This window comes from Mesorhizobium sp. M1E.F.Ca.ET.045.02.1.1 (genome assembly GCF_003952485.1).
Classification (GTDB): Bacteria; Pseudomonadota; Alphaproteobacteria; order Rhizobiales; family Rhizobiaceae; genus Mesorhizobium.
Genome location: NZ_CP034447.1, coordinates 2,704,934 through 2,730,000 on the forward strand (window position 1 = coordinate 2,704,934; position 25,067 = coordinate 2,730,000).

Annotated in this window: 26 protein-coding genes (1 of these 26 cut by a window edge); 20 read left to right on the forward strand and 6 right to left on the reverse strand. The window is 64.7% G+C overall.

Annotated features, from left to right (window positions below; all coding sequences use genetic code 11):
- The first annotated feature begins 132 nt into the window (after nt 1-132).
- From argJ to EJ070_RS13165, 5 genes are all read left to right on the forward strand, one after another.
- Entirely contained in the window at nt 133-1,374 is a 1,242-nt protein-coding gene (gene argJ, locus EJ070_RS13145; RefSeq protein WP_126091749.1) for a bifunctional glutamate N-acetyltransferase/amino-acid acetyltransferase ArgJ, read from the forward strand.
- Nucleotides 1,374-2,153 carry a GNAT family N-acetyltransferase gene (locus EJ070_RS13150; RefSeq protein WP_189350517.1) on the forward strand — a complete coding sequence of 260 codons (780 nt, stop codon included), beginning with the start codon at nt 1,374-1,376 and terminating at the stop codon, nt 2,151-2,153. Before argJ ends, EJ070_RS13150 begins: the two co-directional genes overlap by 1 nt.
- Nucleotides 2,150-2,572 (forward strand): (deoxy)nucleoside triphosphate pyrophosphohydrolase, encoded by a 423-nt coding sequence (locus tag EJ070_RS13155; protein WP_126091750.1) that lies wholly within the window; start codon nt 2,150-2,152, stop codon nt 2,570-2,572. The genes EJ070_RS13150 and EJ070_RS13155 overlap by 4 nt, the downstream gene beginning before the upstream one ends.
- A 176-nt stretch (nt 2,573-2,748) precedes the next feature.
- The gene (locus EJ070_RS13160; RefSeq protein ID WP_126091751.1) at nt 2,749-3,066 is read left to right on the forward strand and encodes a hypothetical protein; all 318 of its coding nucleotides are present in this window, start codon (nt 2,749-2,751) and stop codon (nt 3,064-3,066) included.
- A gap of 111 nt (nt 3,067-3,177) precedes the next feature.
- Entirely contained in the window at nt 3,178-3,360 is a 183-nt protein-coding gene (locus tag EJ070_RS13165) for a Flp family type IVb pilin (RefSeq protein ID WP_126091752.1), read from the forward strand.
- Between the two features lie 124 nt (nt 3,361-3,484).
- Here the strand turns inward: EJ070_RS13165 and EJ070_RS13170 are convergent, their stop codons facing one another.
- The gene (locus EJ070_RS13170; protein ID WP_126091753.1) at nt 3,485-4,357 is read right to left on the reverse strand and encodes a methyltransferase domain-containing protein; all 873 of its coding nucleotides are present in this window, start codon (nt 4,355-4,357) and stop codon (nt 3,485-3,487) included.
- A gap of 64 nt (nt 4,358-4,421) precedes the next feature.
- Here EJ070_RS13170 and EJ070_RS13175 point away from each other — a divergent pair, with 64 nt between their 5' ends.
- The 4 genes from EJ070_RS13175 to EJ070_RS13190 all read left to right on the forward strand — a co-directional run bounded on the left by EJ070_RS13175 (nt 4,422) and on the right by EJ070_RS13190 (nt 6,858).
- A complete protein-coding gene (locus EJ070_RS13175) occupies nt 4,422-5,222 on the forward strand; it encodes a ComF family protein (RefSeq protein ID WP_126095735.1) in 801 nt (266 codons plus the stop codon).
- Nucleotides 5,223-5,297: 75 nt separating this feature from the next.
- Nucleotides 5,298-5,567 (forward strand): glutaredoxin 3, encoded by a 270-nt coding sequence (gene grxC, locus EJ070_RS13180; RefSeq protein WP_126091754.1) that lies wholly within the window; start codon nt 5,298-5,300, stop codon nt 5,565-5,567.
- Between the two features lie 2 nt (nt 5,568-5,569).
- Nucleotides 5,570-6,436 carry a carbon-nitrogen hydrolase family protein gene (locus tag EJ070_RS13185; RefSeq protein WP_126091755.1) on the forward strand — a complete coding sequence of 289 codons (867 nt, stop codon included), beginning with the start codon at nt 5,570-5,572 and terminating at the stop codon, nt 6,434-6,436.
- Nucleotides 6,433-6,858 carry a DUF1178 family protein gene (locus EJ070_RS13190; protein ID WP_126091756.1) on the forward strand — a complete coding sequence of 142 codons (426 nt, stop codon included), beginning with the start codon at nt 6,433-6,435 and terminating at the stop codon, nt 6,856-6,858. Before EJ070_RS13185 ends, EJ070_RS13190 begins: the two co-directional genes overlap by 4 nt.
- Here EJ070_RS13190 and EJ070_RS13195 read toward each other — a convergent pair.
- Entirely contained in the window at nt 6,855-7,352 is a 498-nt protein-coding gene (locus EJ070_RS13195; protein ID WP_126091757.1) for a MarR family transcriptional regulator, read from the reverse strand. The two genes, EJ070_RS13190 and EJ070_RS13195, sit on opposite strands and share 4 nt — an antisense overlap.
- Nucleotides 7,353-7,451: 99 nt before the next feature.
- On the opposite strand from EJ070_RS13195, the gene EJ070_RS13200 reads away from it, so the two are divergent.
- A complete protein-coding gene (locus tag EJ070_RS13200; RefSeq protein WP_126091758.1) occupies nt 7,452-8,369 on the forward strand; it encodes a DMT family transporter in 918 nt (305 codons plus the stop codon).
- A gap of 25 nt (nt 8,370-8,394) precedes the next feature.
- On the opposite strand, the gene ubiG is transcribed toward EJ070_RS13200, so the two are convergent.
- Nucleotides 8,395-9,144 (reverse strand): bifunctional 2-polyprenyl-6-hydroxyphenol methylase/3-demethylubiquinol 3-O-methyltransferase UbiG, encoded by a 750-nt coding sequence (gene ubiG / locus EJ070_RS13205; protein ID WP_126091759.1) that lies wholly within the window; start codon nt 9,142-9,144, stop codon nt 8,395-8,397.
- 211 nt (nt 9,145-9,355) lie between these two features.
- Here ubiG and EJ070_RS13210 point away from each other — a divergent pair, with 211 nt between their 5' ends.
- Nucleotides 9,356-9,922, forward strand: a complete 567-nt coding sequence (locus EJ070_RS13210) for a putative glycolipid-binding domain-containing protein (protein WP_126091760.1) — start codon at nt 9,356-9,358, stop codon at nt 9,920-9,922.
- On the opposite strand, the gene EJ070_RS13215 is transcribed toward EJ070_RS13210, so the two are convergent.
- Nucleotides 9,919-10,227 carry an antibiotic biosynthesis monooxygenase gene (locus EJ070_RS13215; protein WP_126091761.1) on the reverse strand — a complete coding sequence of 103 codons (309 nt, stop codon included), beginning with the start codon at nt 10,225-10,227 and terminating at the stop codon, nt 9,919-9,921. The two genes, EJ070_RS13210 and EJ070_RS13215, sit on opposite strands and share 4 nt — an antisense overlap.
- Before the next feature lie 216 nt (nt 10,228-10,443).
- Between EJ070_RS13215 and EJ070_RS13220 the strand changes: the two genes are divergently transcribed.
- From EJ070_RS13220 to EJ070_RS13255, 8 genes are all read left to right on the forward strand, one after another.
- On the forward strand, nt 10,444-11,697 hold the full coding sequence (locus tag EJ070_RS13220) for an aspartate kinase (RefSeq protein ID WP_126091762.1): 1,254 nt from the start codon (nt 10,444-10,446) through the stop codon (nt 11,695-11,697).
- 83 nt (nt 11,698-11,780) lie between these two features.
- The gene (ptsP, locus tag EJ070_RS13225; RefSeq protein WP_126091763.1) at nt 11,781-14,051 is read left to right on the forward strand and encodes a phosphoenolpyruvate--protein phosphotransferase; all 2,271 of its coding nucleotides are present in this window, start codon (nt 11,781-11,783) and stop codon (nt 14,049-14,051) included.
- A gap of 9 nt (nt 14,052-14,060) precedes the next feature.
- Nucleotides 14,061-15,140: a peptide chain release factor 1 gene (prfA, locus tag EJ070_RS13230; RefSeq protein ID WP_126091764.1), complete on the forward strand. Its 1,080-nt coding sequence runs from the start codon at nt 14,061-14,063 to the stop codon at nt 15,138-15,140.
- Nucleotides 15,133-16,002 (forward strand): peptide chain release factor N(5)-glutamine methyltransferase, encoded by an 870-nt coding sequence (gene prmC / locus EJ070_RS13235; RefSeq protein ID WP_126091765.1) that lies wholly within the window; start codon nt 15,133-15,135, stop codon nt 16,000-16,002. Before prfA ends, prmC begins: the two co-directional genes overlap by 8 nt.
- A gap of 311 nt (nt 16,003-16,313) precedes the next feature.
- On the forward strand, nt 16,314-17,312 hold the full coding sequence (locus EJ070_RS13240) for a DUF4167 domain-containing protein (protein ID WP_126091766.1): 999 nt from the start codon (nt 16,314-16,316) through the stop codon (nt 17,310-17,312).
- Between the two features lie 319 nt (nt 17,313-17,631).
- Entirely contained in the window at nt 17,632-20,238 is a 2,607-nt protein-coding gene (gene clpB, locus EJ070_RS13245; protein ID WP_126091767.1) for an ATP-dependent chaperone ClpB, read from the forward strand.
- A 121-nt stretch (nt 20,239-20,359) separates the two neighbouring features.
- On the forward strand, nt 20,360-20,719 hold the full coding sequence (locus EJ070_RS13250; RefSeq protein ID WP_126091768.1) for an MmcQ/YjbR family DNA-binding protein: 360 nt from the start codon (nt 20,360-20,362) through the stop codon (nt 20,717-20,719).
- Between the two features lie 142 nt (nt 20,720-20,861).
- Nucleotides 20,862-22,403, forward strand: coding sequence for a L,D-transpeptidase family protein (locus EJ070_RS13255; RefSeq protein ID WP_126091769.1), 1,542 nt, complete (start codon nt 20,862-20,864; stop codon nt 22,401-22,403).
- On the opposite strand, the gene EJ070_RS13260 is transcribed toward EJ070_RS13255, so the two are convergent.
- Complete coding sequence (locus EJ070_RS13260) at nt 22,377-23,009, reverse strand: TMEM175 family protein (protein WP_126091770.1); 633 nt, start codon at nt 23,007-23,009, stop codon at nt 22,377-22,379. The genes EJ070_RS13255 and EJ070_RS13260 overlap by 27 nt on opposite strands.
- Nucleotides 23,010-23,268: 259 nt before the next feature.
- Between EJ070_RS13260 and EJ070_RS13265 the strand changes: the two genes are divergently transcribed.
- Nucleotides 23,269-24,825 carry an MFS transporter gene (locus EJ070_RS13265; RefSeq protein ID WP_126091771.1) on the forward strand — a complete coding sequence of 519 codons (1,557 nt, stop codon included), beginning with the start codon at nt 23,269-23,271 and terminating at the stop codon, nt 24,823-24,825.
- On the opposite strand, the gene EJ070_RS13270 is transcribed toward EJ070_RS13265, so the two are convergent.
- A protein-coding gene (locus EJ070_RS13270; RefSeq protein ID WP_126095736.1) for a M23 family metallopeptidase crosses the window boundary here: on the reverse strand, nt 24,822-25,067 show its final stretch. 1,734 nt of this gene lie beyond the right edge of the window; the window shows 246 of its 1,980 coding nt (coding positions 1,735-1,980); its start codon lies beyond the right edge, outside the window; the stop codon is at nt 24,822-24,824. The two genes, EJ070_RS13265 and EJ070_RS13270, sit on opposite strands and share 4 nt — an antisense overlap.

The window sequence follows — 25,067 nt, forward strand, 5'->3', positions numbered from 1 at the left end:
GACCGATCGTGTGGGTCCATCCACGCCGGCCACGCCCGACACCTTGCGAGGGCCATCAAAACGCCCTTGCGCCGTGGCGCCGTATCGGGCAAACCGGCGTTCTTTTCGCGTTATTGCCGCTCCGGGGTCCCGATGTCCGCTACGATTTCGCCGCTCGCACCGAAGAAATATCCCAAGATGCCGGTCATCGAGGGCGTGCGCATCGCGACCGCCGAGGCCGGGATCAAATATCGGAATCGCACCGACCTGCTTGCCATGGTCTTCGATGCGGGCACGGCCGTCGCCGGCGTCTTCACGCGCTCGAAATGCCCGTCGGCGCCGGTCGACTACTGCCGCCAGAACCTTGCCGCCGGCAAGGCGCGGGTGCTGGTGGTCAATTCCGGCAACGCGAACGCCTTCACCGGCAGGAAGGGCAAGGCTTCAACCGCGCTGACCGGCGAGGCGGCGGCAAAGGCGGCAGGATGTGCCGAGAGCGAGGTGTTCCTGGCCTCGACCGGCGTCATCGGCGAACCGCTTGACACCAACAAATTCAGCCACCTGCTTGCCGCCCTGGTGAAGGATGGCAAGCCGGACCTGTGGACCGACGCGGCCAAGGCCATCATGACCACGGACACCTATCCGAAGGTGGCGACGCAGACCGTGAAGCTCGGCGACGCCGACGTGACCATCAACGGCATCGCCAAGGGCGCCGGCATGATCGCGCCCGACATGGCGACGATGCTCTCCTTCATCGCCACCGACGCGCCGATCGCCGCGCCCGTGCTGCAGGACCTGTTGTCGCGCGGCACGGCCAAGACCTTCAACGCCGTCACCGTCGACAGCGACACTTCGACCAGCGACACGCTGCTTTTCTTTGCAACCGGCAAGGCAGCCGCGCGCGGCGCCCCGGCGATCAGCGATCCGAAGGATGCGCGGCTCGGCGCCTTCCGCCGCGCGCTCGGCAAGGTGCTGAAGTCGCTGGCGCTGCAAGTGGTGCGCGACGGCGAGGGTGCGCGCAAGCAGGTCGAGGTCACCGTCACCGGCGCCAAGTCCGCCCGCTCGGCCAAGCGCATCGCGCTCTCGATCGCCAACTCGCCGCTGGTCAAGACGGCGGTCGCCGGCGAGGACGCCAATTGGGGTCGCGTCGTCATGGCCGTCGGCAAGGCCGGCGAGCCGGCCGACCGCGACCGGCTGTCGATCTGGTTCGGCGACAACCGGCTGGCGCATGAGGGCGAGCGTGATCCGGCTTACTCCGAGGAAGCGACCTCGGCTTATATGAAGCGGGACGATATCCGCATCCGCGCCGATATCGGCATCGGCCGCGGCAAGGCGACGGTGTGGACCTGCGACCTCACCAAGGAATATGTCGCCATCAATGGCGACTACCGGAGCTGATGGCGCCGGTGTCGAGGCATCCGGCAAGCGTGCTTGCGATCGTGCGCCGCTACGAGGCGGCGGGTTTTCGCGCTTGGCCGGCGGCGGCCGTCCATTATGACGGGACATGGGTGGTGCGGCTGACGGCCGGCCATCCGGCAAAGCGTCTGAATTCGGTCAACCCGCTCGATCCGGGCGACACCCAGCACATTGCCGAGCGGATCATGCGCGCCAGCCGCCGTTTCGACGCCTACGGCCGGCCGCTGACCTTTCGCATGTCGCCGCTTTCGGGGCCGGTGCTGTCGAAGCATCTCGACGAGGCGGGCTGGAGCCGGTTCGACGAGTCGCTGGTGATGCGGCTGCCGCTCAAGGAGGCTGAGCTCGACGCCGCGATGGACCAGATTCCGCTGAAGGACATCAGCCGCTTCATCGGCGCGGCGATCAGGACGAGCAGCTCGGATGTCTCGCTGCGGCCCGGCCTGTCGGAGGTCATCGGCGCCATCCAGCCCGAAGCGGGGCTGTTTGCGCTCGAAGACGGCAACGAGCCGCTCGCGACGCTGATCTGTGTCCATGACGGCGATCTCGCCGGGCTGTTCGAGGTCGCCACCGAGAAGTCGGCTCGCAACAAGGGTCATGGCCGCAACCTCATCCTGTCGGCGCTGAAATGGGCGCGGCTGCGCGGCGCGCGCGAAGCCTGGCTGCAGGTGGAAGCCGGCAATGTCCCGGCGCTGTCGCTCTACCGGTCGCTCGGCTTCGAGGAAGTCTACCGCTACCACTATCGTCGGCCGCCGGGCGCATGAGCGAGATCAAGCCAGCCGGAAAGCGCCTGCTCCTCGTCGCGGCCTGCGCGCTGGTCGACGCCGACCGGCGCGTGCTTCTGGCGCAGCGCCCCGAAGGCAAGCAACTCGCGGGCCTTTGGGAGTTTCCAGGCGGCAAGGTCGAGCCCGGCGAGACTCCGGAAGAGTGCCTGATCCGCGAGCTGCATGAAGAGCTCGGCATCGAGACCGAGATACCCTGCCTCGCGCCGCTCACCTTCGCCAGCCACAGCTATGACGATTTCCACCTGCTGATGCCGCTTTATGTCTGCCGGCGTTTCCGCGGCATCGCGCAGCCGAAGGAAGGGCAGGGGCTGAAATGGGTGAGGCCACGGCAGATGCGGGATTATCCGATGCCGCCGGCGGACGCGCCACTGATCCAGTTTCTCATCGATCTGTTGTGATCGTCAGAGCAGTTCGGCGTTTCCACCAGACGGCTACGCACTTTTCCTGGAGTAGCCGCGAGCTGCCTTTGCCTCGTCTGTTTTAGGCAGCGTTAATGGAAGATTTATCTCGACATGGAAGATTGAGGCGAAGTCGTCCGCGCGGCGGCATGCCCGATTTTGTTTGGAGCCATTCCATGAGCCTCGAGAGAGACTGGGACTCGATCCGGCCCGATCGTACTTTCCGCGCCGCCGATGCCGGCATGGGCATTTTGCGGATCACGTTGCTTTTCGGATCGGCTGCAGTGGCGCTGGCGCTGATCGCGACGCCTTTCCTCGACAGCCAGACGCGGTCGCAGAGCGCGCGTGGCGGCCTGGCCAGCGGGCTCGACATGACCAGCACCGGCTCGATCGGCCGCCGCGACACCTACACACTGCGGCGAAGCGTGCTGCAGCCGCTGCCAAGTTCCATCTGCGTGATCCGCAACGACGGCAGTCGCCATGGCGACTGCTAATTGGTTAATAAATTCAGCGAGAAGTGGCTGTTTCACCCCCCGTTAAGCTTTTGCCGTTAACCTTTCTTAACGGGTAGGCCCTATGGTTCCCCACAAGAGGGATCGACGACCATGAAAAACCTGCTGCAGCAATTCGCGAAAGATGAATCGGGCGCCACGGCCATCGAATACGGTCTCATCGTCACCGTGCTGTCGCTCGTCATCATCGGCGGCGTCGGCAAGGCCGCGGATGCGATCCAGTGGTTGTTCAGCGACAACAACAGCAGGCTTGCCAACGCCTTTGCCCAGCACTGACCGCATTAGCGGTCCGGCGTTGGCGGGATCGCTGAACCGCTCTAACTATTTGTTTTTACGAAATTTCCGACGGAAACCGGTACACGCTTTTCCTGGAATTGCTCCGGACCGCGGGGCCGATCGGTCAATGCCCCGTCGGCTTCTCCAGGATCGTCTTCAGCGAGACCTTGGCCGAGCCGGGTTTGAGCGGCTTCTGCTGCGAGGCGTCGGGCGCCCAGCCGGACATCCACACGATCGAAAAGCTCGCCCGGATGCGGCCGTCCGGGTCTGAAAACCGTTCGGCATAAATTTCGGCGGCACGGGCGAACAGCCGCCTGGTGGCGGGTCGCCGGCTGCGATCGAACAGCGGGCTGGTCTCGCCCATGGCGCGCAGATCGGCGGCAAGGCCGAACAGCGAGGAGTAGCGCGCCGTGACCGTCTCGACGTCGGCGACCGGCAGCGCCAGGCCTGCACGCTGCAGCAATGCGCCGGCGTCGCGCACATCGGTGAACGGAAGAACGCGAGGGCTCGCGCCGCCATGAAGCTCGGTCTCGGCGGCAAGCAGGCTTTCGCGCAGCTCCGCAAGCGTGCCTGCACCGGCCAATGCGCCAAGGAACAGCCCGTCGGGCCGCAACGCGCGACGAATCTGCGCGAGCACGCCGGGGATGTCGTTCATCGCGTGCAGCGACAGCAGCGAGACGACGAGATCGAGGCTTTCGGCTTCGAACGGCACGGTTTCCGCCGGGACGACGACACCAGTTTCGCCGGCAAGGAAGGCTTGGTCCGTCTCCACGCGAACGATGTCGGCCACCTTGCCGCTGCCGGCGAGCACTTTGGTCGCGGCCGATGTCTGGCAGAACAGCGCCGCCGCCTTGCCGAACCTTCGCTCAACGGCGCCCAGCCGGTCTGCAAGGTCCTCCGCCGCCCGCCGCATCAGGAAATCGGCGCCTTCGACGGGACGAGCGAGTGCCCGGCGCTTGTGTGCAAGCCAAAGCTCCGTATCGATCAAGGACTGCAATGGGCTATTCCTATTGCCCGCGCATGGCGGACCGATGCTATGGTGGCGTGGGGTTTCACTTCACGTGGCCGATCCGGTGCACAAGATCAAGACCATTGCGATCAAGGATACGGCGCGGCAGGCGCTCGGTTGGCCGGCGCGCATGTTGTTTCCGCCGGTCTGCGCCGGCTGCCGCCGCCACGTTTCGCAGCCCGGCGTGCTGTGCGGCGCCTGCTGGCCGAAACTCCGGTTGCTGGAGAAGCCCTGGTGTCCGGTGATGGGTACGCCCTTTATCCATGACATGGGCGAGGGTTTTCTCTCCGCCGAGGCGATCGCCGATCCGCCGCCTTTCGAGCGGGCGCGGGCGGCGGTCGTCTATTCAGGTGTCGCGCGCCAGATGGTGCAAGGACTGAAATACCAGGATCGCACCGATCTCGCGCCGTGGATGGCGCGCTGGATGATGCGCGCCGGGGCGGAATTGATCACCGAAGCCGACGTCGTGGTGCCGGTGCCGCTGCACTGGCGGCGCTTTTTCCGCAGACAGTTCAACCAGTCGGCGGAGTTGGCGCGGGCGGTATCGAAGCTGAGCGGTCTGCCTTTTTCACCGGCGGCGGTGCGGCGCGTCAAGCTTACCCGCCAGCAGGTCGGGCTGGAGCGGCACGAGCGCGAGGAGAATGTGCGCGCCGCTTTTCGTGTCCCGCCGGAAGCCGAGATCGACATCGCTGGGCGCAGGGTGCTCGTCATCGACGACGTCTTCACCACCGGCGCCACCGTGCGGGCGGTGGCCAAGGCGCTGAAAAAGGGCGGTGCCGGAGCAGTCGACGTGCTGACCTTCGCCCGCGTCCTGCCTGGGGACTTTCGGGCCGATGAGTCCGCGACTATATAGGGTTTAGCTGTAGTTTTGGTGCATGTCGTTTTCACACAACCGCTGGGCGGTATGCACAGGCAGGATGACTGACCGATGGTCGACGTGACGATCTACACCCGGATGATGTGCGGCTATTGCACCGCCGCCAAGCGGCTGCTCGAGCGCAAGGGTGTGGTCTATACCGAGCACGACGCGTCGTTCTCGCCGGAACTGCGCCAGGAAATGATTTCCCGGGCGCATGGGCGAACCACCTTTCCGCAGATATTCATCGGCGATACGCATGTCGGCGGCTGCGACGACCTCCATGAACTGGAGTCGCAGGGCCGGCTGGACATGCTGCTTGCCAACGGAGCGAGGGCTTGATCATGGGTGTTTTCAAGGCGGCAGCGGTGCAGATGCGTTCGGGGACCAGCCCGGAACGCAATGCTGCCGACATGGAAAGGCTGGTGCGCGAGGCGGCACACCAGGGCGCGACCTATGTCCAGACGCCGGAGATGACCGGCGCGCTCGTGCGCGACAAGGAAGCGGGTGCCGCCGCCTTCACCACCGAGGACAAGGACATTGTCGTTTCGACAGCCGGCAAGCTGGCGAAGGAGCTTGGCATCTACCTCCATATCGGCTCGACAGCCATCCGCCGCGCCGACGGCAAGCTTGCCAATCGCGCGTTCCTGTTCGCCCCCGACGGCGCCGCGGTCGCCAATTATGACAAGATCCACATGTTCGATGTCGACCTCGACAATGGCGAAAGCTGGCGCGAATCCGCCTCCTATGAGCCTGGAACGGAAGCGGTGGTGACCGATATCGAAGGGGTCAGGCTGGGCTTCGCCGTCTGCTATGATCTGCGTTTCCCGCAGCTTTTCCGCGCCGAGGCGCTGGCAAGAGCGGAGGTGCTTTCGGTGCCTGCCGCCTTCACCCGCCAGACCGGCGAGGCGCACTGGCATGTGCTCCTGAGAGCGCGAGCGATCGAGAATGGCGCCTATGTCGTCGCCGCCGCGCAAGGCGGCCTGCACGAGGACGGCCGCGAGACCTATGGCCATTCGCTGATCGTCGATCCATGGGGCCGCGTCATCGCCGAGGCCGCGCATGACGAGCCAGGCGTGATCGTCGCCGAGATTGATCCGGCGCAGTCGCTCGCCGCGCGCCGCAAGATACCCAACCTCCGGAATGCGCGCGATTTCACCGTCAATGCCGGCGAGGGCGAGGCGCCGCGCCTCAGGGGTGCAGCCTCTTGATCCGCTTTTCGCTTATCTGTGAGCACGAGCACGAGTTCGAAGCCTGGTTCCGCAGCAACGACGACTTCGACACGCAGAAGAAGCGCGGCTTGGTCGATTGCCCGGCCTGCGGTTCGCACAAGGTTCAGAAGGCGCTGATGGCGCCGGCCGTTTCCACCTCGCGCAGCCAAGAAAAGGTGGCTTTAGCCATGGGCGAGGCGCAGAAGCAGGCGCTGGCGCAACTCAAGGCGCTGGCCGACAAAGTGCGCGAGAATGCCGACTATGTCGGCGACAAGTTTGCCGAGGAAGCGCGCAAGATCCATTTCGGCGAAACCGATCCGCGCGGCATCTATGGCGAGGCGACGACGGAGGAGGCGCAAAGCCTCGCCGAAGACGGCGTCGAGTTCATGCCGATCCCGAGCTTTCCGGAGGACCGGAACTAGCCGGCTGTCTGGCTCAGACTTCCGATCAGCTTTTCCAGCAATTTTGCCAATGCCTCCCGGTCTTCGCGCGTCAGGCCGGCGAGGGTCCGGTGCTCGTTGGCGACATGGGCGGCAAGCGCCTCATCGATGAGCTCGAGGCCTTTGGCGGTGAGCTGGACAACAACCCCGCGCCGGTCGCTGGGATGCGGCGCGCGCTGGATCAGGCCGGCCTTTTCCAGCCGGTCGAGGCGGGCAGTCATGGCGCCTGACGTCACCATCGTCGCTTCATAGAGCTCGGTCGGTGTCAGGGCGTAAGGCGTGCCTGAGCGACGAAGCGTCGCCAGCACGTCGAATTCGCCTTGCTGCAGTCCGAAGCGGGCGAAGAGCGGCGCCAGCCGGTCCCGCGAGATCAACGATGCGGCTTCGCTCAACCGCCCGATCACGGCCATCGGCGAGACGTCGAGATCCGGTCGTTCGCGCTTCCACTGCTCGATCGCCCTCGCCGCACGGTCCATGTGCCTCACCGCAAAGTATCTTGACGTTAAGAATCTTTGCGCTATCTTATCTTAAGATGGACAAGCGGCCAAGCGCCGATCGAAGCACGGAGCCGTCTAATGAAGAAACTTCTCTGGGATTCGGCACTCGGCCTTCTGCTCGTCACCGGCGGATTGCTCGGCATGACTCTGCCTTTCGGCAAGCTCGCGACAACTGCCGGCGTGCCGGCCATGGTCTGGGCTTTCGTCATCTCATTCGGCGCCGGCGGCGTTTTGCTGGTAGCACTTCTGCTGCTTGGCCAGCGCATCCGGCTGACGGCGCGCAAGCTCCGCTATTTCTTCGTCACGGCGGCTGTGTCCTATGCCTTTCCCAATCTTTTGATGTTCTCGGCCATTCCGCATCTCGGCGCCGGATACACGGGCATCATGTTCACGCTCTCGCCGGTCATCACGCTGGTCTTTTCGATCCTGCTCGGCGTCAGGAGGCCCAACCTGCTCGGCGTCGTCGGCATCGCCGTCGGCTTCATCGGCGCGGTGATGGTTGCGCTCACGCGAGGCGAGGCTGGCCAGCCGGCGGACTATTTCTGGGTGGCGATCGGGCTGCTGATCCCCGTCAGCCTGGCCGCCGGCAACATCTACCGCACCGTCGACTGGCCGGAATCAACCGGTCCGATCGAACTCGCCGTGGGCAGTCATCTCGCGGCGGCGACCTTGCTTCTCATCGGCATCCTGACGCTATTCGGCTGGCAGGCGTTCGCTCCGCTCGGCGGCGTGCCGCTGGTGGCCGCCGGACAGGTGGCGTCGGCGTCGGCGATGTTCGCCTTCTTCTTCCGGCTGCAGGCGGTCGGCGGACCGGTCTATCTCAGCCAGATCGGCTATGTGGCGGCAGCGGTCGGGCTGTTTGCCGGCACGATCTTCCTTGGCGAGCACTATCAGCTGCTGACCTGGCTGGGTGCGGCCATCATCACGGCCGGCGTTTTCATCACGACGAAAGCACAAAACCAGACCAGCGCGAGGGCGCAGGCTCAGCCGGCGTGAAGACGAACGCCGTCGTGCAGGCCGATCAGACCGAAGCCTTCTCGGCCAGCACCATGTAGTTGACGTCCATGTCCTTGGACCTCTGCCAGCGGTCGGCCAGCGGATGATAGATCACGCCGGTGCGGTCGATGACCGAGAGCCCAGCCGCGCCGAGCGCCTTTGCCAACTCCTCGGGCCGCACCAGCTTGCCGAACTGGTGAGTGCCGCGCGGCAGCCAGCGCAGCACATATTCGGCGCCGATGATGGCAAGGCCAAGCGCCTTCAGCGTGCGGTTGATGGTGGCGACGAACATGATGCCGCCGGGCCGGACCATCTCACTGCATTTGGCGACGAACAGATCGACGTCGGCGACATGCTCGACCACCTCCATGTTGAGGATGACGTCGAAGGTCTCGCCGGCGTCCGCCAGCGCCTCGGCCGTGGTGGCGCGATAGTCGATGCCAACACCGGCCTCGGCCGCATGCAGTTTCGCCACTTCGATGTTGGTGGCGGAGGCGTCGGCGCCGACCACCTCGGCGCCGAGCCGCGCCATCGGTTCGCACAAAAGCCCGCCGCCGCAGCCGATGTCGAGGAAACGCAGGCCCTCGAAAGGCCTGGCCGCGCGCGGGTCGCGGCCGAAGCGGCTCGCCACCTGGTCGCGGATATAGGCAAGCCGCACCGGGTTGAACTTGTGCAGCGGCCGGAACTTGCCGTTCGGGTTCCACCATTCTGCGGCAAGGGCGGAGAAGCGCTCGACTTCTCCGGTATCGATGGTCGATCGGCGGGGCTCAGGCATGGGCGGGTCTCCTCGAACGCTAGGAAGTCGGGCGTGGGGGAGGGAATGTCAAGGCAGGTTTTTTCGGCTGCTGCCAGGGAGAAGGTCGGCGGCAGCGCTTTGCCGATACCGCGCCCATCTTGTCAGCACGTGGCAGCTTGATAAGTCCCGCGATGAAACAGGGCTGCTTCGCGGGCGAAGGAAAGGCATCGTTCTTGGAAGGGAGTGAAACATGCAGGCCTCGATCCTCTGGCGCCGGCTCGACCAGGAAGGGCACGACGGCTGCCTGCTTGCCAAGACCGGCGACGGCTGGAACCTGAAAGGGCAGGCCGTGTTCATACAGGAAGGCGCACCGTGCGGGCTTTCCTATGAGATCGACTGCGATGCCGGATGGCGGGCCCGCGCCGCGCGCGTTGCAGGATTTCTCGGCGGCGACGCACTCCACTATCAGTTCGACAGGCTTGATGACAGCGGTTGGACGCTCAACGGCAAAAGGCAGACGCAAGTGGCCGATCTTGTCGACCTCGACCTTGGTTTCACGCCGGCGTCGAATCTCCTGCCGATCCGGCGCCTTGGCCTGAGGCCCGGCATTTCGACGCCCGCTCCGGCGGCCTATCTGGCCTTTCCCGAGCTGAGGCTTGAACGCCTCGACCAGACCTATAGCCGCCTCGACGATACCCGCTATGCCTATGCCGCGCCGAAATTCGGCTACCACCAGGTGCTGGAGGTTTCGTCGTCCGGCTTCGTTGTCGACTATCCAGGTCTGTGGAAAGCCATCGCATGCGCCGAGCGCGCTTAAACACTGGTCGGCGTCGACAGGACGACCGCGGCATGGCTCATAATGACGCTTGCCGGCTCGATCGCCTGCATCGCCTCGCAATCGCCGATCTCGGTCATGATCCGCTGCGCCGCCGCCTGGGCCTGTTCGAGGCTCCGCCAGCGCACGACGTCGACCCAGCTTCCGTCCTCGCGCTCGCCGAGATGACGGCTGATAAAGCCGGGCTGGCGCGCGAGCCAGTCGGTGACGACGCCATTTTGGGCGACAAAGTCGGCCGCAGCCTCCGGCTTGAGACGGAAGCTGACGATTTCCAGCGTCTCGGTCATGAATTCCTCCCTGCGATTTCGTCACCCTTATCGCATAGTGGCGTGGGAATCTGTCAGGAGACCTCAGGAACCGGCCAAAGGCTCTTCTCCTGCGCCCTCGCTTGCGAAGCCTTGATGTTTTGGCTAAGGAGGCCGCGATTTCCGCGGCCCGGCCTTGCCGGGCGCTTCTTTCCGCTCCGGCCTCAAGCCGGCTCCAGTCAAAGGCATCTCGCTTCCATGGCGCGCATCGTGATGAAATTCGGCGGAACCTCGGTCGCCGACATCGCCCGCATCCGCAATGTGGCGCGTCATGTCAAACGCGAGGTCGATGCGGGCCATGAGGTCGCCGTCGTGGTTTCGGCCATGGCCGGCAAGACCAACGAGCTGGTCGCCTGGACGCGCGAGGCCTCGCCCATGCACGACGCGCGCGAATATGATGCCGTCGTCGCTTCCGGCGAGCAGGTCACCGCCGGCCTGTTGGCGATCACGCTGCAGAACATGGGCGTCCACGCCCGTTCCTGGCAGGGCTGGCAGATCCCGATCAAGACCGACAACGCCCATGGCGCGGCGCGCATCCTCGATATCGACGGCGCGTTCCTGATCAAGCGCTTCGGCGAAGGCCAGGTGGCGGTCATCGCTGGTTTCCAGGGCATCGGCCCCGACAACCGCATCGCAACGCTCGGTCGCGGCGGCTCCGACACAAGTGCCGTGGCGATCGCGGCCGCGGTCAAGGCCGACCGCTGCGACATCTACACCGACGTCGACGGCGTCTACACGACCGACCCGCGCATCGAGCCGAAGGCCCGCAGGCTGGCCAAGATTTCGTTCGAGGAAATGCTCGAAATGGCCTCGCTCGGCGCCAAGGTGCTGCAGGTGCGGTCGGTTGAGCTTGCCATGGTGCACAGGGTGCGTACTTTCGTGAGGTCGTCCTTCGACGATCCCGACGCGCCCGGAATGGGGGATTTGCTCAATCCGCCCGGAACGCTTATTTGCGACGAGGAAGAGATCGTGGAACAGCAGGTCGTCACCGGAATAGCCTACGCCAAGGACGAGGCGCAGATTTCGCTGCGCCGCGTCGGCGACCGTCCAGGCGTTGCCGCCGGCATCTTCGGCCCGCTCGCCGAGGCCAACATCAATGTCGACATGATCGTCCAGAACATCTCCGAGGACGGCAAGCTCACCGACATGACCTTCACCGTGCCTTCCGGCGACGTCGACAAGGCGCTGGCCGTGCTCGAACGCATCAAGGCCGATGTCGGCTACGACGTGGTGCAGTCGGAAGCCGGCATGTCGAAGGTCTCGGTCATCGGCATCGGCATGCGCAGCCATGCCGGCGTCGCCGCCACCGCCTTCAAGGCGCTGGCCGACAAGCAGATCAACATCCGGGCGATCACGACGTCCGAGATCAAAATCTCGATACTGATCGACGGTCCCTATACGGAACTTGCAGTTCGTACTTTGCATTCCGTGTACGGGCTCGATAAGCAATAGCAAGAACTGAGTCAGTTGTTGCGTGAGTGCCGGCCGCGGGAGAAACTGCGGCGGGCAAAGTGCCCATTGGAGAAGAAGCCGCGATGCGTGATACGGCCGGCGGCCCGCGCGTTCTGCTGAAACGGCTCCGCGAGCTCATGCAGGAGCCGCTGGAGCCGCAGGAGCGGCTCGACCGCATCGTGCGCGACATCGCCTCCAACATGGTCGCCGAAGTGTGCTCGCTCTATGTGCTGCGCGCCGACTCGGTGCTTGAGCTCTACGCCACCGAAGGCCTCAACCCCAACGCCGTCCACCTCGCGCAATTGAGGCTCGGCCAAGGCCTGGTCGGCACGATTGCAGCCAGTGCACGGCCGCTCAACCTCTCCAACGCTCAGGAACATCCGGCCTTCGCCTACCTGCCGGAAACCGGTGAAGAGATCTACCATTCCTTCCTTGGTGTTCCGGTGCTGAGGGCAGGGCGCACGCTGGGCGTCCTGGTGGTGCAGAACAAGACCATGCGCCAATATCGCGAAGACGAGATAGAGGCGCTGGAAACGACGGCGATGGTGATCGCCGAGATGATCGCCACCGGCGATCTCGCCAGGCTGACCCGGCCCGGGCTGGAGCTCGACCTCAGCCGTCCTGCGAGCTTCACCGGCCTTTCCTTCAACGAGGGTGTCGGGCTCGGCCACGTCGTGCTGCACGAGCCGCGCATCGTCGTCACCAACCTGTTCAACGAGGACAGCGAGGAGGAGGTGCGCCGCCTCGACCGCTCGCTCGGCTCGCTGAGGCTTTCCATCGACGACATGCTGGAGCGCCGCGACGTCGCTTTCGAGGGCGAGCACCGCGAGGTGCTCGAGGCCTATCGCATGTTCGCCAACGACCGCGGCTGGGTGCGCCGTCTGGAGGAGGCGATCCGCAACGGCCTGACGGCGGAAGCAGCCGTCGAGAAGGTGCAGAGCGACATGCGCGCGCGCATGTTCCACATGACCGACCCTTATCTGCGCGAGCGGATGAGCGATTTCGACGATCTCGCCAACCGGCTGCTGCGCCAGCTGATGGGACGCGGGCCGGAGGATGTCGCGGCCTCGCTGCCCAAGGACGCCATCATCGTCGCCCGCTCGATGGGTGCCGCCGAACTGCTCGACTATCCCAGGGACAAGCTGCGCGGCCTGGTGCTGGAGGACGGCACGGCGACCAGCCATGTCGTCATCGTCGCGCGCGCCATGGGGATCCCGGTCGCCGGGCAGGTCAAAGGCGCCGTTTCCATGGCGGAAAACGGCGACGCCATCATCGTCGACGGCGACGAAGGCTCCATCCATCTGCGGCCGCAGTCCGACCTGGAGGCCGCCTATGCCGAAAAGGTCCGCTTCCGGGCGCGGCGGCAGGAGGTCTACCGCGAGCTGCGCAAGAAGCCGTCGGTCACCAAGGACGGCGTCCCGGTCGATCTCCTGATGAATGCGGGCCTGGCGGTCGACCTGCCGCAGCTCTCGGAATCGGGGGCGGCCGGCATCGGCCTGTTCCGCACCGAATTGCAGTTCATGGTCGCTTCGACCTTCCCGCGCGCCGAGGCGCAGGAACGGCTCTACCGCGACGTGCTCGACGCCGCGCGCGGCAAGCCGGTCACCTTCCGCACCATCGATATCGGCGGCGACAAGGTGCTGCCCTATTTCAAGGGCGTGGTGCAGGAGGAGAACCCGGCGCTCGGCTGGCGGGCGATCCGGCTCACCCTGGACCGCCCCGGCCTGCTCAGGACCCAGATCCGCGCGCTGCTCAAGGCCTGCGGCGGGCGCGAGCTGAAGCTCATGCTGCCGATGGTGACGGAACTGTCGGAAATCGCGCAGGCGCGCGAGATCATCGACCGCGAAGTAAGGCATCTGTCGCGCTTTGCGCATCATCTTCCGACAAGTCTAAAGCTCGGGGCGATGCTGGAGGTGCCTTCGCTGCTGTTCCAGCTCGACGAGCTGATGAAGGCGGTCGACTTCGTTTCGGTCGGCTCCAACGACCTGTTCCAGTTCATCATGGCGGTCGATCGCGGCAACACGCAGCTTGCCGATCGCTTCGACACGTTGTCGGCGCCGTTCCTGCGCGCGCTGAAGCAGATCGCCGATGCCGGCGCCCGCAATCATACGCCGGTGACGCTTTGCGGCGAGCTGGCCGGCAAACCGATCTCGGCGATGGCGCTTATCGGCCTAGGCTTCCGCTCGATCTCGATGTCGCCGGCCTCGATCGGCCCGGTCAAGGCGATGCTGACCGAGCTGCCGCTGCAGGAGCTGGAGGCCTTCTTCAAGGACAATCTGATGGCGCCTGCTCAAGGGACGCCGATGCGGGCGCTGCTGCAGGCCTTTGCCGACGACCGCTCCATACCGCTATAGCATTCTGCCATGATCAACCTGCCCCGCGACCGCATGGATCAAGTCGTCAAGCGTTTCGACATGCTCGAAGCGCAGATGTCGGCCGGGCCGTCGGCCGACGCCTATGTCAAAATGGCCTCGGAATATGCCGACATCCAGGAGATGGTGGGCAAGATCCGGGCGCTGCGCGCCGCCGAGCAGGAACAGGCCGACCTCGAAGCGATGCTCGCCGACAAGAGCACCGACGCCGAAATGCGGGCGCTGGCGGAGGCGGACCTGCCACAGGTCGAGGAGCGCATCGAGGCGTTGCAGAAGGACATCCAGATCCTGCTTCTGCCCAAGGATGCGGCCGACGATAGGAACGCCATCCTCGAAATCCGCGCCGGCACCGGCGGCGACGAGGCGGCGCTGTTCGCCGGCGACCTGTTTCGCATGTATGAGCGCTATGCCGCCTCGCGCGGCTGGCGCTTCGAGGTCGTTTCGGCCAGCGAAGGCGAAGTCGGCGGCTACAAGGAAATCATCGCCTCTGTGTCGGGCAAGGGCGTGTTCGCGCATCTGAAGTTCGAATCCGGCGTGCACCGCGTGCAGCGCGTGCCGGAAACCGAGGCCGGCGGACGCATCCACACCTCGGCCGCCACCGTAGCGGTGCTGCCGGAAGCCGAGGAGGTCGACATCGAGATCAGGCCCGAGGATATCCGCATCGACACGATGCGTGCTTCGGGCTCCGGCGGCCAGCATGTCAACACCACAGACTCGGCGGTGCGCATCACCCATCTGCCGACCGGCATCATGGTGGTGCAGGCGGAGAAGTCGCAACACCAGAACCGGGCGCGCGCCATGCAGATTCTCAGGGCGCGACTCTACGACCTGGAGCGCAGCCGCGCAGATGAAGAGCGCTCGGAGTCGCGAAAATCGCAGGTCGGCTCGGGCGACCGTTCGGAACGCATCCGCACCTATAATTTTCCGCAGGGCCGCGTCACCGACCACCGCATCAACCTAACGCTCTACAAGCTCGAACGCGTGATGATGGGCGAGCTCGACGAGGTGATCGACGCGCTGATCGCCGACCACCAGTCGAAGCTGCTTGCCGACATGAGCGTTGATGGCTGATGTGCTGCCAGCAGCTCTAGGTCCGCTGCTGCGCGCGGCGAGGGAACGGCTTGCTGCTGCCGGCATTGCCGATCCGGCCCTCGATTCCAGACTGATCGTCGAGCATTTTTCCGGCACGACCCGCGCCCAGGCCATCGCCGAGGCCGGTCGTCCAGTCGATGCAACGGTGCTTGCAACGATCGACGCGGCCCTGAGACGTCGCGTCGCAGGCGAGCCGGTGCATCGCATCCTCGGCTACCGCGAATTTTATGGCCTGCGGTTGTCACTTTCGCCGGAAACGCTGGAGCCGCGGCCGGACACCGAGACCCTGGTCGACGCCATCTTGCCCTTCGCCAAGGCAACGGCCGAAAGGTTCGGCGGATGCCGTATTCTCGACCTTGGCACCGGAACCGGCGCCATTGCGCTGGCACTGCTCAGCGCCGTTCCGACCGCGACCGCGACGGGCGTCGATATCTCCGCCGGCGCACTGGCGACCGCCACCCGAAACGCCGAGGATCTGGGGTTAGCCGGGCGCTTCAAAGCCTTGCATTCCAACTGGTTCGAAAAAGTTTCGGGCCGATACCATTTAATTGCCGCGAACCCTCCCTATATACCCAGTCGAGACATTGGAAATCTGCAGGACGAGGTCCGCGATTTCGATCCACGCCGGGCCCTGGATGGTGGTGTGGACGGTCTGGTTCCTTACAGAATCATCGCCGGAGAGGCGGAAGGGTTTCTGGAAGCACAGGGCAAGGTAGCGGTCGAAATCGGCCATACGCAGCAAAGCGAGGTCACTTCGATCTTCGCCGCAGCCGGCTACAGGCTGACGGAAGCGCGGCGCGATCTCGGCGGAAACGACAGGGTTCTGGTGTTTGAGCGTTGAAACCCCTGATGCAGTGCGAAAAAACGCTTGGCAATATTAGGGAATGCAGCTAGGTTCCCGCTTGACCGGATGAGACGAAGCAGGCAGTGCTCTTAGCGATTCGGTTTTCCTTGGAAATAGCTGCCTCCTTGTGCAAACGACGCCCATGCTTCGTGCGGGAATCGTCCGGCAAGTGATGTAACCGGAACAGGATGGCACGTGGCGCCAACGCAATCGATGCGGGCGAACGCCGGTGAAAAAACGAAACGGTCGGCTGCATGAGCGCCACCGTTCGCGAAGAGTTTTAGAAAAATTCACATGAAGAGAGTCGAATGAGGCCACAACAGCAGAACAGGCGCATGCGCGGTCGCAACAACAATGGCGGCGGTGGCAACCAAAACCGCAAGGGCCCTAATCCCCTAACGCGCAACTACGAGAGCAACGGCCCGGACGTGAAGATCCGCGGATCGGCTCAGCAGATCGCCGAAAAATACGCCGCACTTGCCCGTGACGCGCAAAGCTCCGGCGACCGGGTGATGGCGGAGAACTATCTCCAACACGCCGAACACTACAATCGCATCATTGCCGCCGCCCAGGCGCAGATGCCGATCCAGAACGCCCAGCAGAACCGTGACGACTTCGACTATGACGTCGACGAGGATCGCGACGAGTTCGACACCGCCGGCAATGCCAATGCCGGCGAGGCGCAGGCCGCGGCGAACGGCTCCGGGCCGCAGCCGGTGATCGAAGGCACGCCGGCCGAGCCTGGTTTCAACCAGGAAAACGGCCGCGACAACAACCGGCGCGACAACAACGGCCGCGACAGGCACCGCGACCGCCGCAATGGCGGCTATGGCCAGTACGGCCAGCGAGGCGACAATGGCCAGCGTGATGGGGGCCAGCGTGATGGGGGCCAGCGTGGCGAGGGCCAGCGCGGTGAACATGGCGGCCAGCAGTTCGACCAGAACCGCCGCAATGAGACCCAGGCACAGGCGGAGACTTCCACGGAAGCCGGCTTGCCGGCCGAGCCGGCCCCGCTGTTCGACAGTTTCTCGCCGGCGGGTCTTGCCGCCCAGGCCGAGCGTAACGAAGCCGGCGCCGACAATGGCGGCGGGCGTCGGCAGCGGCGTCCGCGCCGCGGACGCGGCAATCCCGAACAGGGCAATGCCGACCAGTCGGATAGCCCCGCCGACGACGGCAACGCGACCGACAACGGCAACGACACGGTCGTCGCTGCTGCCGAAGAAGCAAATGCCGCGCCGGGCGGGAGCGTCGCCAGTGAGCCGGCAGGCGACACCAGCGAACCGGCAGTCGCCGACGCAAACAGCTGATCCAGGTCCATTTTCCGGCATTCGAACGGCGGAGAGAAATCTCCGCCGTTTACGTTTGTGCGCGCCTGAAGCGCGTGGCGGATCTTTCAGTTCGCTGTTTCAAGTCTTTGTTTGGACGCATGTCGTTCTCCCAGAACCGCTGGTGCACTTCGGGCGACATGCATTGGAATATTCTGTTTTGACCGACATCAAGGCGTCTTGAGAGACCTTCGCCCATACACCATATCTCGGCTGAACAGGGCTCGGCTCGAATGAGCGGGTCCGTCACCGCAATCTGATCCGGTGCCGCAAAGCGGGCCGGTGACGGAAGGAGACAGATATGAATCTTGAAAAATACTCGGAGCGCGTGCGCGGTTTCATCCAGTCCGCGCAGACCATGGCGCTCTCGCGCAACCACCAGCAATTCACTCCAGAGCATATGCTCAAGGTGCTCGTCGACGACGACGAGGGCCTCGCCGCGTCCCTGATCGAGCGCACCGGCGGCCGTGTCCGCGACGTCAAGCTCGGCGTCGAGGCGGCGCTGGAAGCGATGCCGAAGGTGGAAGGCGGTAACGGCCAGCTCTATCTCGCCCAGCCGCTCGCCAAGGTGTTCTCGACCGCCGAGGAACTGGCCAAGAAGGCCGGCGACAGTTTCGTCACCGTCGAGCGGCTGCTGCAGGCGCTCGCCATGGAAAAGTCGGCCAAGACCGCCGACATCCTGGCCAAGGCCGGCGTCACCGCGCAGGCGCTGAACCAGGTCATCAACGACGTTCGCAAAGGTCGCACCGCCGATTCGGCCAATGCCGAACAGGGTTATGACGCGCTGAAGAAATATGCGCGGGACCTCACCGCCGACGCCCGCGCGGGCAAGCTCGATCCGGTCATCGGCCGCGACGACGAGATCCGCCGCACTATCCAGGTGCTGTCGCGGCGCACCAAGAACAACCCCGTGCTGATCGGCGAGCCCGGCGTCGGCAAGACGGCGATCGCCGAAGGCCTGGCGCTGCGCATCGTCAATGGCGACGTGCCGGAATCGCTCAAGGACAAGCAATTGATGGCGCTCGACATGGGCGCGCTGATCGCCGGCGCCAAATATCGCGGCGAGTTCGAGGAGCGGCTGAAGGCCGTGCTCAACGAGGTTACGTCCGCCAACGGCAATATCATCCTGTTCATCGACGAGATGCACACGCTGGTCGGTGCCGGTAAGGCGGACGGCGCGATGGATGCGTCGAACCTTCTGAAGCCGGCGCTGGCGCGCGGCGAGCTGCACTGCGTCGGCGCGACCACGCTCGACGAATACCGCAAGCATGTCGAGAAGGACGCCGCGCTTGCCCGCCGCTTCCAGCCCGTCTTCGTCGACGAGCCGACGGTCGAGGACACCGTCTCGATCCTGCGCGGCCTGAAGGAGAAGTACGAGCAGCACCACAAGGTGCGCATCTCCGATTCGGCGCTGGTGTCGGCCGCGACGCTTTCCAACCGCTACATCGCCGACCGTTTCCTGCCTGACAAGGCGATCGACCTGGTCGACGAGGCCGCGTCGCGGCTGAGGATGCAGGTCGATTCGAAGCCCGAGGCGCTGGACGAGATCGACCGCCGCATCATGCAGCTCAAGATCGAGCGCGAGGCGCTGAAGGTCGAGAAGGACGATGCCTCGAAGGATCGGCTGGCAAAGCTGGAGAAGGATCTGGCCGACCTCGAGGAGCAGTCGACCGAGCTGACGACCAAGTGGCAGGCCGAAAAGCAGAAGCTCGGCCTCGCCGCGGACCTGAAGAAGCAGCTCGACGAGATGCGCAATGAGCTTGCCATCGCCCAGCGCAAGGGCGAGTTCCAGCGCGCCGGCGAGCTTGCCTATGGCAAGATCCCGGAATTGGAGAAGAAGCTCAAGGAAGCCGAAGCCCAGGACGGCAAGGCCGGCATGGTGGAAGAGGTGGTCACGCCCGACCACGTCGCCCATGTCGTGTCGCGCTGGACCGGCATCCCGGTCGACAAGATGCTGGAGGGACAGCGCGAGAAGCTCTTGCGCATGGAAGACGAGATCGGCAAGCGCGTCGTCGGCCAGGGTGAAGCCGTGCAGGCGGTGTCGAAAGCCGTGCGCCGCGCCCGCGCGGGCCTGCAGGATCCGAACCGGCCGATCGGCTCGTTCATGTTCCTGGGCCCGACCGGCGTCGGCAAGACGGAACTGACCAAGGCGCTCGCCGCCTTCCTGTTCGACGACGAGAACGCCATGGTGCGTATCGACATGTCGGAGTTCATGGAGAAGCATTCGGTCGCCCGGCTGATTGGCGCGCCTCCCGGCTATGTCGGTTATGAGGAGGGCGGCGCGCTCACCGAAGCGGTGCGGCGCCGGCCTTACCAGGTCGTGCTGTTCGACGAGATCGAGAAGGCGCATCCGGACGTGTTCAACGTGCTGTTGCAGGTGCTCGACGACGGCCGGCTCACCGATGGCCAGGGCCGTACGGTCGACTTCCGCAACACGCTGATCATCATGACCTCCAACCTTGGCGCCACCTATTTGGTCGATCTCAGCGAGGACCAGGACGTCGACGTAGTGCGCGACGAGGTGATGAATGTCGTCAAGGCGTCGTTCCGTCCGGAGTTCCTCAACCGCGTCGACGAGGTGATCCTGTTCCACCGGTTGCGCCGTCAGGACATGGACCGCATCGTCGAGATCCAGCTCAGGCGGCTGGAGAACCTGCTTGTCGATCGCAAGATCACGCTGTCGCTCGACCACGATGCGATCGAGTGGCTGGCGTCGAAGGGCTACGATCCGGCCTATGGTGCCAGGCCACTGAAGCGGGTGATGCAGAAGGAATTGCAGGATCCGCTGGCGGAAAAGATCTTGCTTGGCGAAATCCTCGACGGCTCGACCGTCAAGGTCACCGCCGGCTCCGATCGCCTGAACTTCCGCTCGAAGCCGACCGTGGTGGCGACCGAAGCCGCCGCCTGATTCGAGCCAGAAAGCAGGTACAGGGGCGCGTCGCACCGGATCGGTGCGGCGCGCTCTTGCTTTTTGACGGGGCCGTACCGCAAAACCGTATCGGTCTCGGTTATCGGAAGGGGCGATTCCATTGAAGCTCGAGGACTATGACGGCTTCTGCGCTTCGCTGCCCGCCGCGACGCATGTCGTGCAATGGGGCGGCGCCCATGTCTGGAAGGTCGGCGGCAAGGTGTTCGCGATCGGCGGACACGACCGGGCGGGCCAAGTCTTCGTCACCTTCAAATGCTCCGACATGGCCTATGACGTGCTGAAGGAGCAGCCGGGCTGCCGGCCCGCGCCCTATCTCGCCTCGCGCGGTATGAAATGGATCCAGCGTCAGACAAGCCAGAGCATGGATGATGCGGCGCTGAAGGACTATCTGCGCGAAAGCCACCGCCTGGTTGTGCGGAAGCTGACGAAACTGGCACGCAGCGAACTGGGGCTGGGCTGACATTCGGTTCGGGATCATGGTGAAACGCTGGAAATCCGCCATCTTCATGCCCGGTTCATGTTGGAACCTTAATTTCGGTAACTGGTTTTGCAGGCGAAGGGTTCGCCCGCCAAGACCATGCCGACCGGAGAGCCTGACCCCCATGCTGCGCACGATCTTTTCCCTTTCGGCACTCGCGGCCGGGCTGGTGTCTTCCAGTGCATTCGCGGCGCCGAGCGGAGATGACGTTGAGAAGACGGCGCGGCCCGCGCTGCACGGCGCGTTCGTGCTCGCCCAGGACGGCAATATCGACATCTATTACGACGCCAGGGGCAACCGGGTGCTTGTCGATGCCGACACCGGCAAGGTCATCGCCATCCAGCCGCCGCAGAGCAGGCTCGATCGCCGGGCGCTTCGCCGTCAGCTACGGATGCAGGAGCTCGGCCGCGCGCCGGTCGAGGACGACGACCGCTACTATCTCGACAATCCCGACGACATGGCCCGCTTCCGCCGCAAGCAACTGGAAGAAGAGGGCAGGGTCATTCCGCCGCCGGTCGATGAGAACGATCCCTATAACGACAATTCCGTCGATGCCTATCCGCCGGCGCCGAACGACGAGGGCTACGCTACCACCTATCCGGAGGCGCCGAAGTCGGACGCCATCGGGCGCCAGCCGCTGAACGAGGCATCGATCGATCCCGCGCAGCCGGACCAGGGCGAAGTGCTGCAGACCAATCCGGACACCCAGGCCGCGCTGCCGCCGGACACGGGCGGCAAGGCCACCGTCGATCCGTCGTTGTCGCTCGGCGTGCGCCAGGACGTGGCCGACCTTCAAGTGCTGCTCGACCGCGCCGGCGCCTCGCCGGGTGTCATCGACGGGCGCTTTGGTTCCAACGTCGACAAGGCCTTGGCCGCCTACAACCAGATCACCGGCAGCAATCTGAAATCGACCGACGCCGTCGGCATCAAGACGGCGCTCGCCCAGTCGGGCGGCGACGCCTTCGCTTCCTATACGATCACGCCCGAGGACGCGGCCGGGCCCTATGTCGCTTCGATCCCGGAGGATTACAGCCAGAAGGCCAAGCTCGACCGCATGGGCTATACCTCCGTCACCGAGGCGCTGGCCGAGCGCTTCCACATGGACGAAGGCTATCTGAAGTCACTCAACAAGGGGCTCGACTTCACCCGCCCCGGCACGATCATCAAGGTCGCCAATTTCGGCCAGCTGGTGTCGACGGCAGTTGCCCGCATCGTAGCCGACAAGGACAAGAAGGAAGTCTTCGCCTATGACGCGGGCGGCAAGCTGGTCGCGGCCTATCCGGCTACCATCGGCTCGGCCGACACGCCGTCGCCGACCGGCATCCATACCGTGTCGCGCGTCGCGCTCGACCCGAATTACACCTACAACCCCAACATCAATTTCAAGCAGGGCCAGAACGACAAGATCCTGACCATCCCGCCGGGGCCGAACGGTCCGGTGGGTTCGGTCTGGATCGCGCTGGACAAGCCGACCTACGGCATCCACGGAACGCCCGATCCCTCCAAGATCGGCAAGACCGAAAGCCATGGCTGCGTTCGCCTGACCAACTGGGACGCGCGCGAACTCGCCAAGCTGGTGTCGCCAGGCGTCACAGTGGAATTCGTCGGCGGACCATCAATCGCGGATGTCGGCGGGATCTCAACCGATGATTTTACGCAGCAATGAGCCGCGCAGTGCGGCGGCATAGATCAGCTGCACCAGCAAAATGAAGGCGATGCTCAGCAGCGGAGTGATGAGGCAAAGCGCTGCGCCGATCGCCCACAGGATCTGCGCCTTGACTATGCGCTGATAGACGGTGCGCCGCGTTTGTGCATCGATGTCCTCCATCAGCATGCCGTTCCTGTCGGCGTACCACCAGCTCGCGAACAGCGTGACGCCGAGCATCAGAAGGTTCAGCCAGTAGACGAGCGCCGCGACGCGGAATTCGAGGAAATCGGCCAGCAGGTCGGTGGAAAACGGCAACAGCGCGATGAAGGCGAGAAAGCTGAGATTGAGCGTCGCCAGTCGCCGGTCCGATTTGGCGATCAGGCTGTGCTGCGCCTGCTGGCCGAACCAGAAGATGGTCAGCGTCAGGAAGCTCAGCGCATAGGTCAGGAACCGCGGCGCGAGTGCAAGAACCGCGGCAAGCAACTCGCTTTCCGAATGCACCGTTTCATGCGACGGCACCCTGATCTCCAGCACGATCAAGGTCAGCGCGATGGCAAAGACGCCGTCGGTTATGCCGACGATGCGCCCGCGCGCTTCGGCCGACGGTTCGAGCGGTCGCTTCATGGCTTCCCCCTTAGACTATTTGTTTTTACGCAATCCCGGACGGAAGGCTACGGCGAAGTCGCCGAGCCCAACCGTTCCACACTTTTCCTGGAATTGCTCTGGCGCAAGTTCGAAACGACGGGCCGGAACCTAGCACGCGACGGTTCGTTTGCATCCTGATTGCCGCCCTCCTGGCCATTCGGTCAGTGCAAGCTGGTTTCAAGAATCGCAATCCTCTGGCTCGTTGTTAGGAATGCGCCGGAGAGCTAAGCAGACATTCATGGCGTCCTCGCACGAGACCACAGCCGATTCGCTTTCGACCGCGCCTCGCGCGAACGGTACGTTCTGCCCTCAGACGCGGCGCAAGTTCGTGCTGGTGGCGGCGATCCTTGCTTCGGCGCTCGGTTTCATCGACGGTTCGATCCTGGCGATCGCCATGCCGGCGCTGCGCGTCAATCTCGGCGCCAGCCTGGCGGAGGCGCAATGGATCTCCAACGCCTACGCGCTGACGCTTTCGGCGCTGATTCTGGCAGGCGGTGCGGCCGGCGACCGATTCGGCCTCAGGCGCGCCTTCGTCACCGGCATCGCGCTTTTCATTGCCGCTTCGCTCGCCTGCGCGCTGGCGCCCAATCCGGCGGTGCTGATCGGCTTCCGCGCCATCCAGGGCATTGGCGCGGCCATCATGGTGCCGGGCAGCCTCGCTATTATCGCCAAGGCCTATCCGAAGAAGGAGCGCGGCCGGGCGATCGGCATCTGGGCGGCCGCGTCGGCGCTGACGACGGCGCTCGGTCCGGTGCTCGGCGGCTTCGTGCTGTCGACCTTCGGCAATGGCGTCTGGCGCGCGATCTTTGCCGTCAACCTGCCGCTCGGGCTGGTTTCGATCTATCTGCTGCTCGTCAAGATCCCGGCCGACCAGCCGACCGAAAAGCGCAGTCTCGATCTCGGGGGCGCCGGGCTTGCCACACTCGCCTTCGGGGCGCTGGCCTACGGATTGACGGCGATGAACGCCGAGGGCGGCGGGATGATGGCCGGGCCGGCGATCGTCGCCGGCGTGGTCCTGCTCTTCGTCTTCATCCTTTACGAGCGCTGGCAGCGCGAGCCGATGATCGATCTCGGCCTGTTTCGCATCGGCGCTTTCGCCGGCGCAAATCTCGCGACCTTCTTCCTCTATTTCGCGCTGTCGGCGAACCTGTTCTACCTGCCGATGGTTCTGATCGCGGGCTGGGGACTGAGCTCGGCCGAAGTCGGCTTCATCTTCCTGCCGCTGTCGGCTTTGATCGCGCTGCTGTCGGGGCCGGTCGGCCAGTGGTCCGACAAGATCGGCCCGCGCCTGCCGATCGCCGCCGGCAGCTTCGTCGTCGCCATCGCCTTTTCGGGCATGGCCCTGCTCGCCCATGCCGGCATCCATAATTTCTGGACCGGGACCTTTCCGCTGATGGGTTTGATGGGGCTCGGCATGGCGCTCGTGGTGTCGCCGCTGTCGACGGCGATCATGACCTCGGTCGAGGACAAGGATACGGGCGCGGCGTCGGGCATCAACAACGCCGTCTCGCGCATCGGGGGACTGATCGCGGTCGCGGCGATGGGCTCGCTCGCGGCTTTCGTCTATGCGCGATCGACCGGCAATCCTGCCGGCATCCCCGGTTTCGGCGAGCCGCCGACGTCAGGGCTCGCGGCCGATCTCGACGCGTTGAGGGTTACGGCAAGCGATTCGGCTTTTGCCGCGGTTGCCGCGGTCACGGCGCTGCTTTGCCTGCTGTCGTCGATCATCGCCTGGTTCACCGTGCCTGGACAGGCGCTGCCCTGGCCGCAGCGAACGGATGATTCTCGCGATTAGTTGGGAAGCTGCGAATCAGTCTTGGCGCTGGCGACCTTCAGCGAATTTCCGTCTTCCTGCTTGAGCAGGTCGTCGATGCGTTCGCGCTCTTTTTTGAAGGCGACGAGATCGTCGCCCTTCAGCACCTTGCCGACCGGCAGGCGGACGCGCATCGAATCGACCTTGGTGCCGTTGACGATCAGCTCGTAGTGAAGGTGCGGGCCGGTGGAGAGGCCGGTCTGGCCGAGATAGCCGATGACCTG

Coding starts and splice junctions, on each gene's coding strand:
- argJ (WP_126091749.1), top strand. CDS start 133: ATGTCCGCTACGATTTCGCCGCTCGCACCGAAGAAATATCCCAAGATG.
- EJ070_RS13150 (WP_189350517.1), top strand. CDS start 1,374: ATGGCGCCGGTGTCGAGGCATCCGGCAAGCGTGCTTGCGATCGTGCGC.
- EJ070_RS13155 (WP_126091750.1), top strand. CDS start 2,150: ATGAGCGAGATCAAGCCAGCCGGAAAGCGCCTGCTCCTCGTCGCGGCC.
- EJ070_RS13160 (WP_126091751.1), top strand. CDS start 2,749: ATGAGCCTCGAGAGAGACTGGGACTCGATCCGGCCCGATCGTACTTTC.
- EJ070_RS13165 (WP_126091752.1), top strand. CDS start 3,178: ATGAAAAACCTGCTGCAGCAATTCGCGAAAGATGAATCGGGCGCCACG.
- grxC (WP_126091754.1), top strand. CDS start 5,298: ATGGTCGACGTGACGATCTACACCCGGATGATGTGCGGCTATTGCACC.
- EJ070_RS13185 (WP_126091755.1), top strand. CDS start 5,570: ATGGGTGTTTTCAAGGCGGCAGCGGTGCAGATGCGTTCGGGGACCAGC.
- EJ070_RS13195 (WP_126091757.1), bottom strand. CDS start 7,352: ATGGACCGTGCGGCGAGGGCGATCGAGCAGTGGAAGCGCGAACGACCG.
- EJ070_RS13200 (WP_126091758.1), top strand. CDS start 7,452: ATGAAGAAACTTCTCTGGGATTCGGCACTCGGCCTTCTGCTCGTCACC.
- ubiG (WP_126091759.1), bottom strand. CDS start 9,144: ATGCCTGAGCCCCGCCGATCGACCATCGATACCGGAGAAGTCGAGCGC.
- EJ070_RS13210 (WP_126091760.1), top strand. CDS start 9,356: ATGCAGGCCTCGATCCTCTGGCGCCGGCTCGACCAGGAAGGGCACGAC.
- EJ070_RS13215 (WP_126091761.1), bottom strand. CDS start 10,227: ATGACCGAGACGCTGGAAATCGTCAGCTTCCGTCTCAAGCCGGAGGCT.
- EJ070_RS13220 (WP_126091762.1), top strand. CDS start 10,444: ATGGCGCGCATCGTGATGAAATTCGGCGGAACCTCGGTCGCCGACATC.
- ptsP (WP_126091763.1), top strand. CDS start 11,781: ATGCGTGATACGGCCGGCGGCCCGCGCGTTCTGCTGAAACGGCTCCGC.
- prfA (WP_126091764.1), top strand. CDS start 14,061: ATGATCAACCTGCCCCGCGACCGCATGGATCAAGTCGTCAAGCGTTTC.
- prmC (WP_126091765.1), top strand. CDS start 15,133: ATGGCTGATGTGCTGCCAGCAGCTCTAGGTCCGCTGCTGCGCGCGGCG.
- EJ070_RS13240 (WP_126091766.1), top strand. CDS start 16,314: ATGAGGCCACAACAGCAGAACAGGCGCATGCGCGGTCGCAACAACAAT.
- clpB (WP_126091767.1), top strand. CDS start 17,632: ATGAATCTTGAAAAATACTCGGAGCGCGTGCGCGGTTTCATCCAGTCC.
- EJ070_RS13255 (WP_126091769.1), top strand. CDS start 20,862: ATGCTGCGCACGATCTTTTCCCTTTCGGCACTCGCGGCCGGGCTGGTG.
- EJ070_RS13260 (WP_126091770.1), bottom strand. CDS start 23,009: ATGAAGCGACCGCTCGAACCGTCGGCCGAAGCGCGCGGGCGCATCGTC.
- EJ070_RS13265 (WP_126091771.1), top strand. CDS start 23,269: ATGGCGTCCTCGCACGAGACCACAGCCGATTCGCTTTCGACCGCGCCT.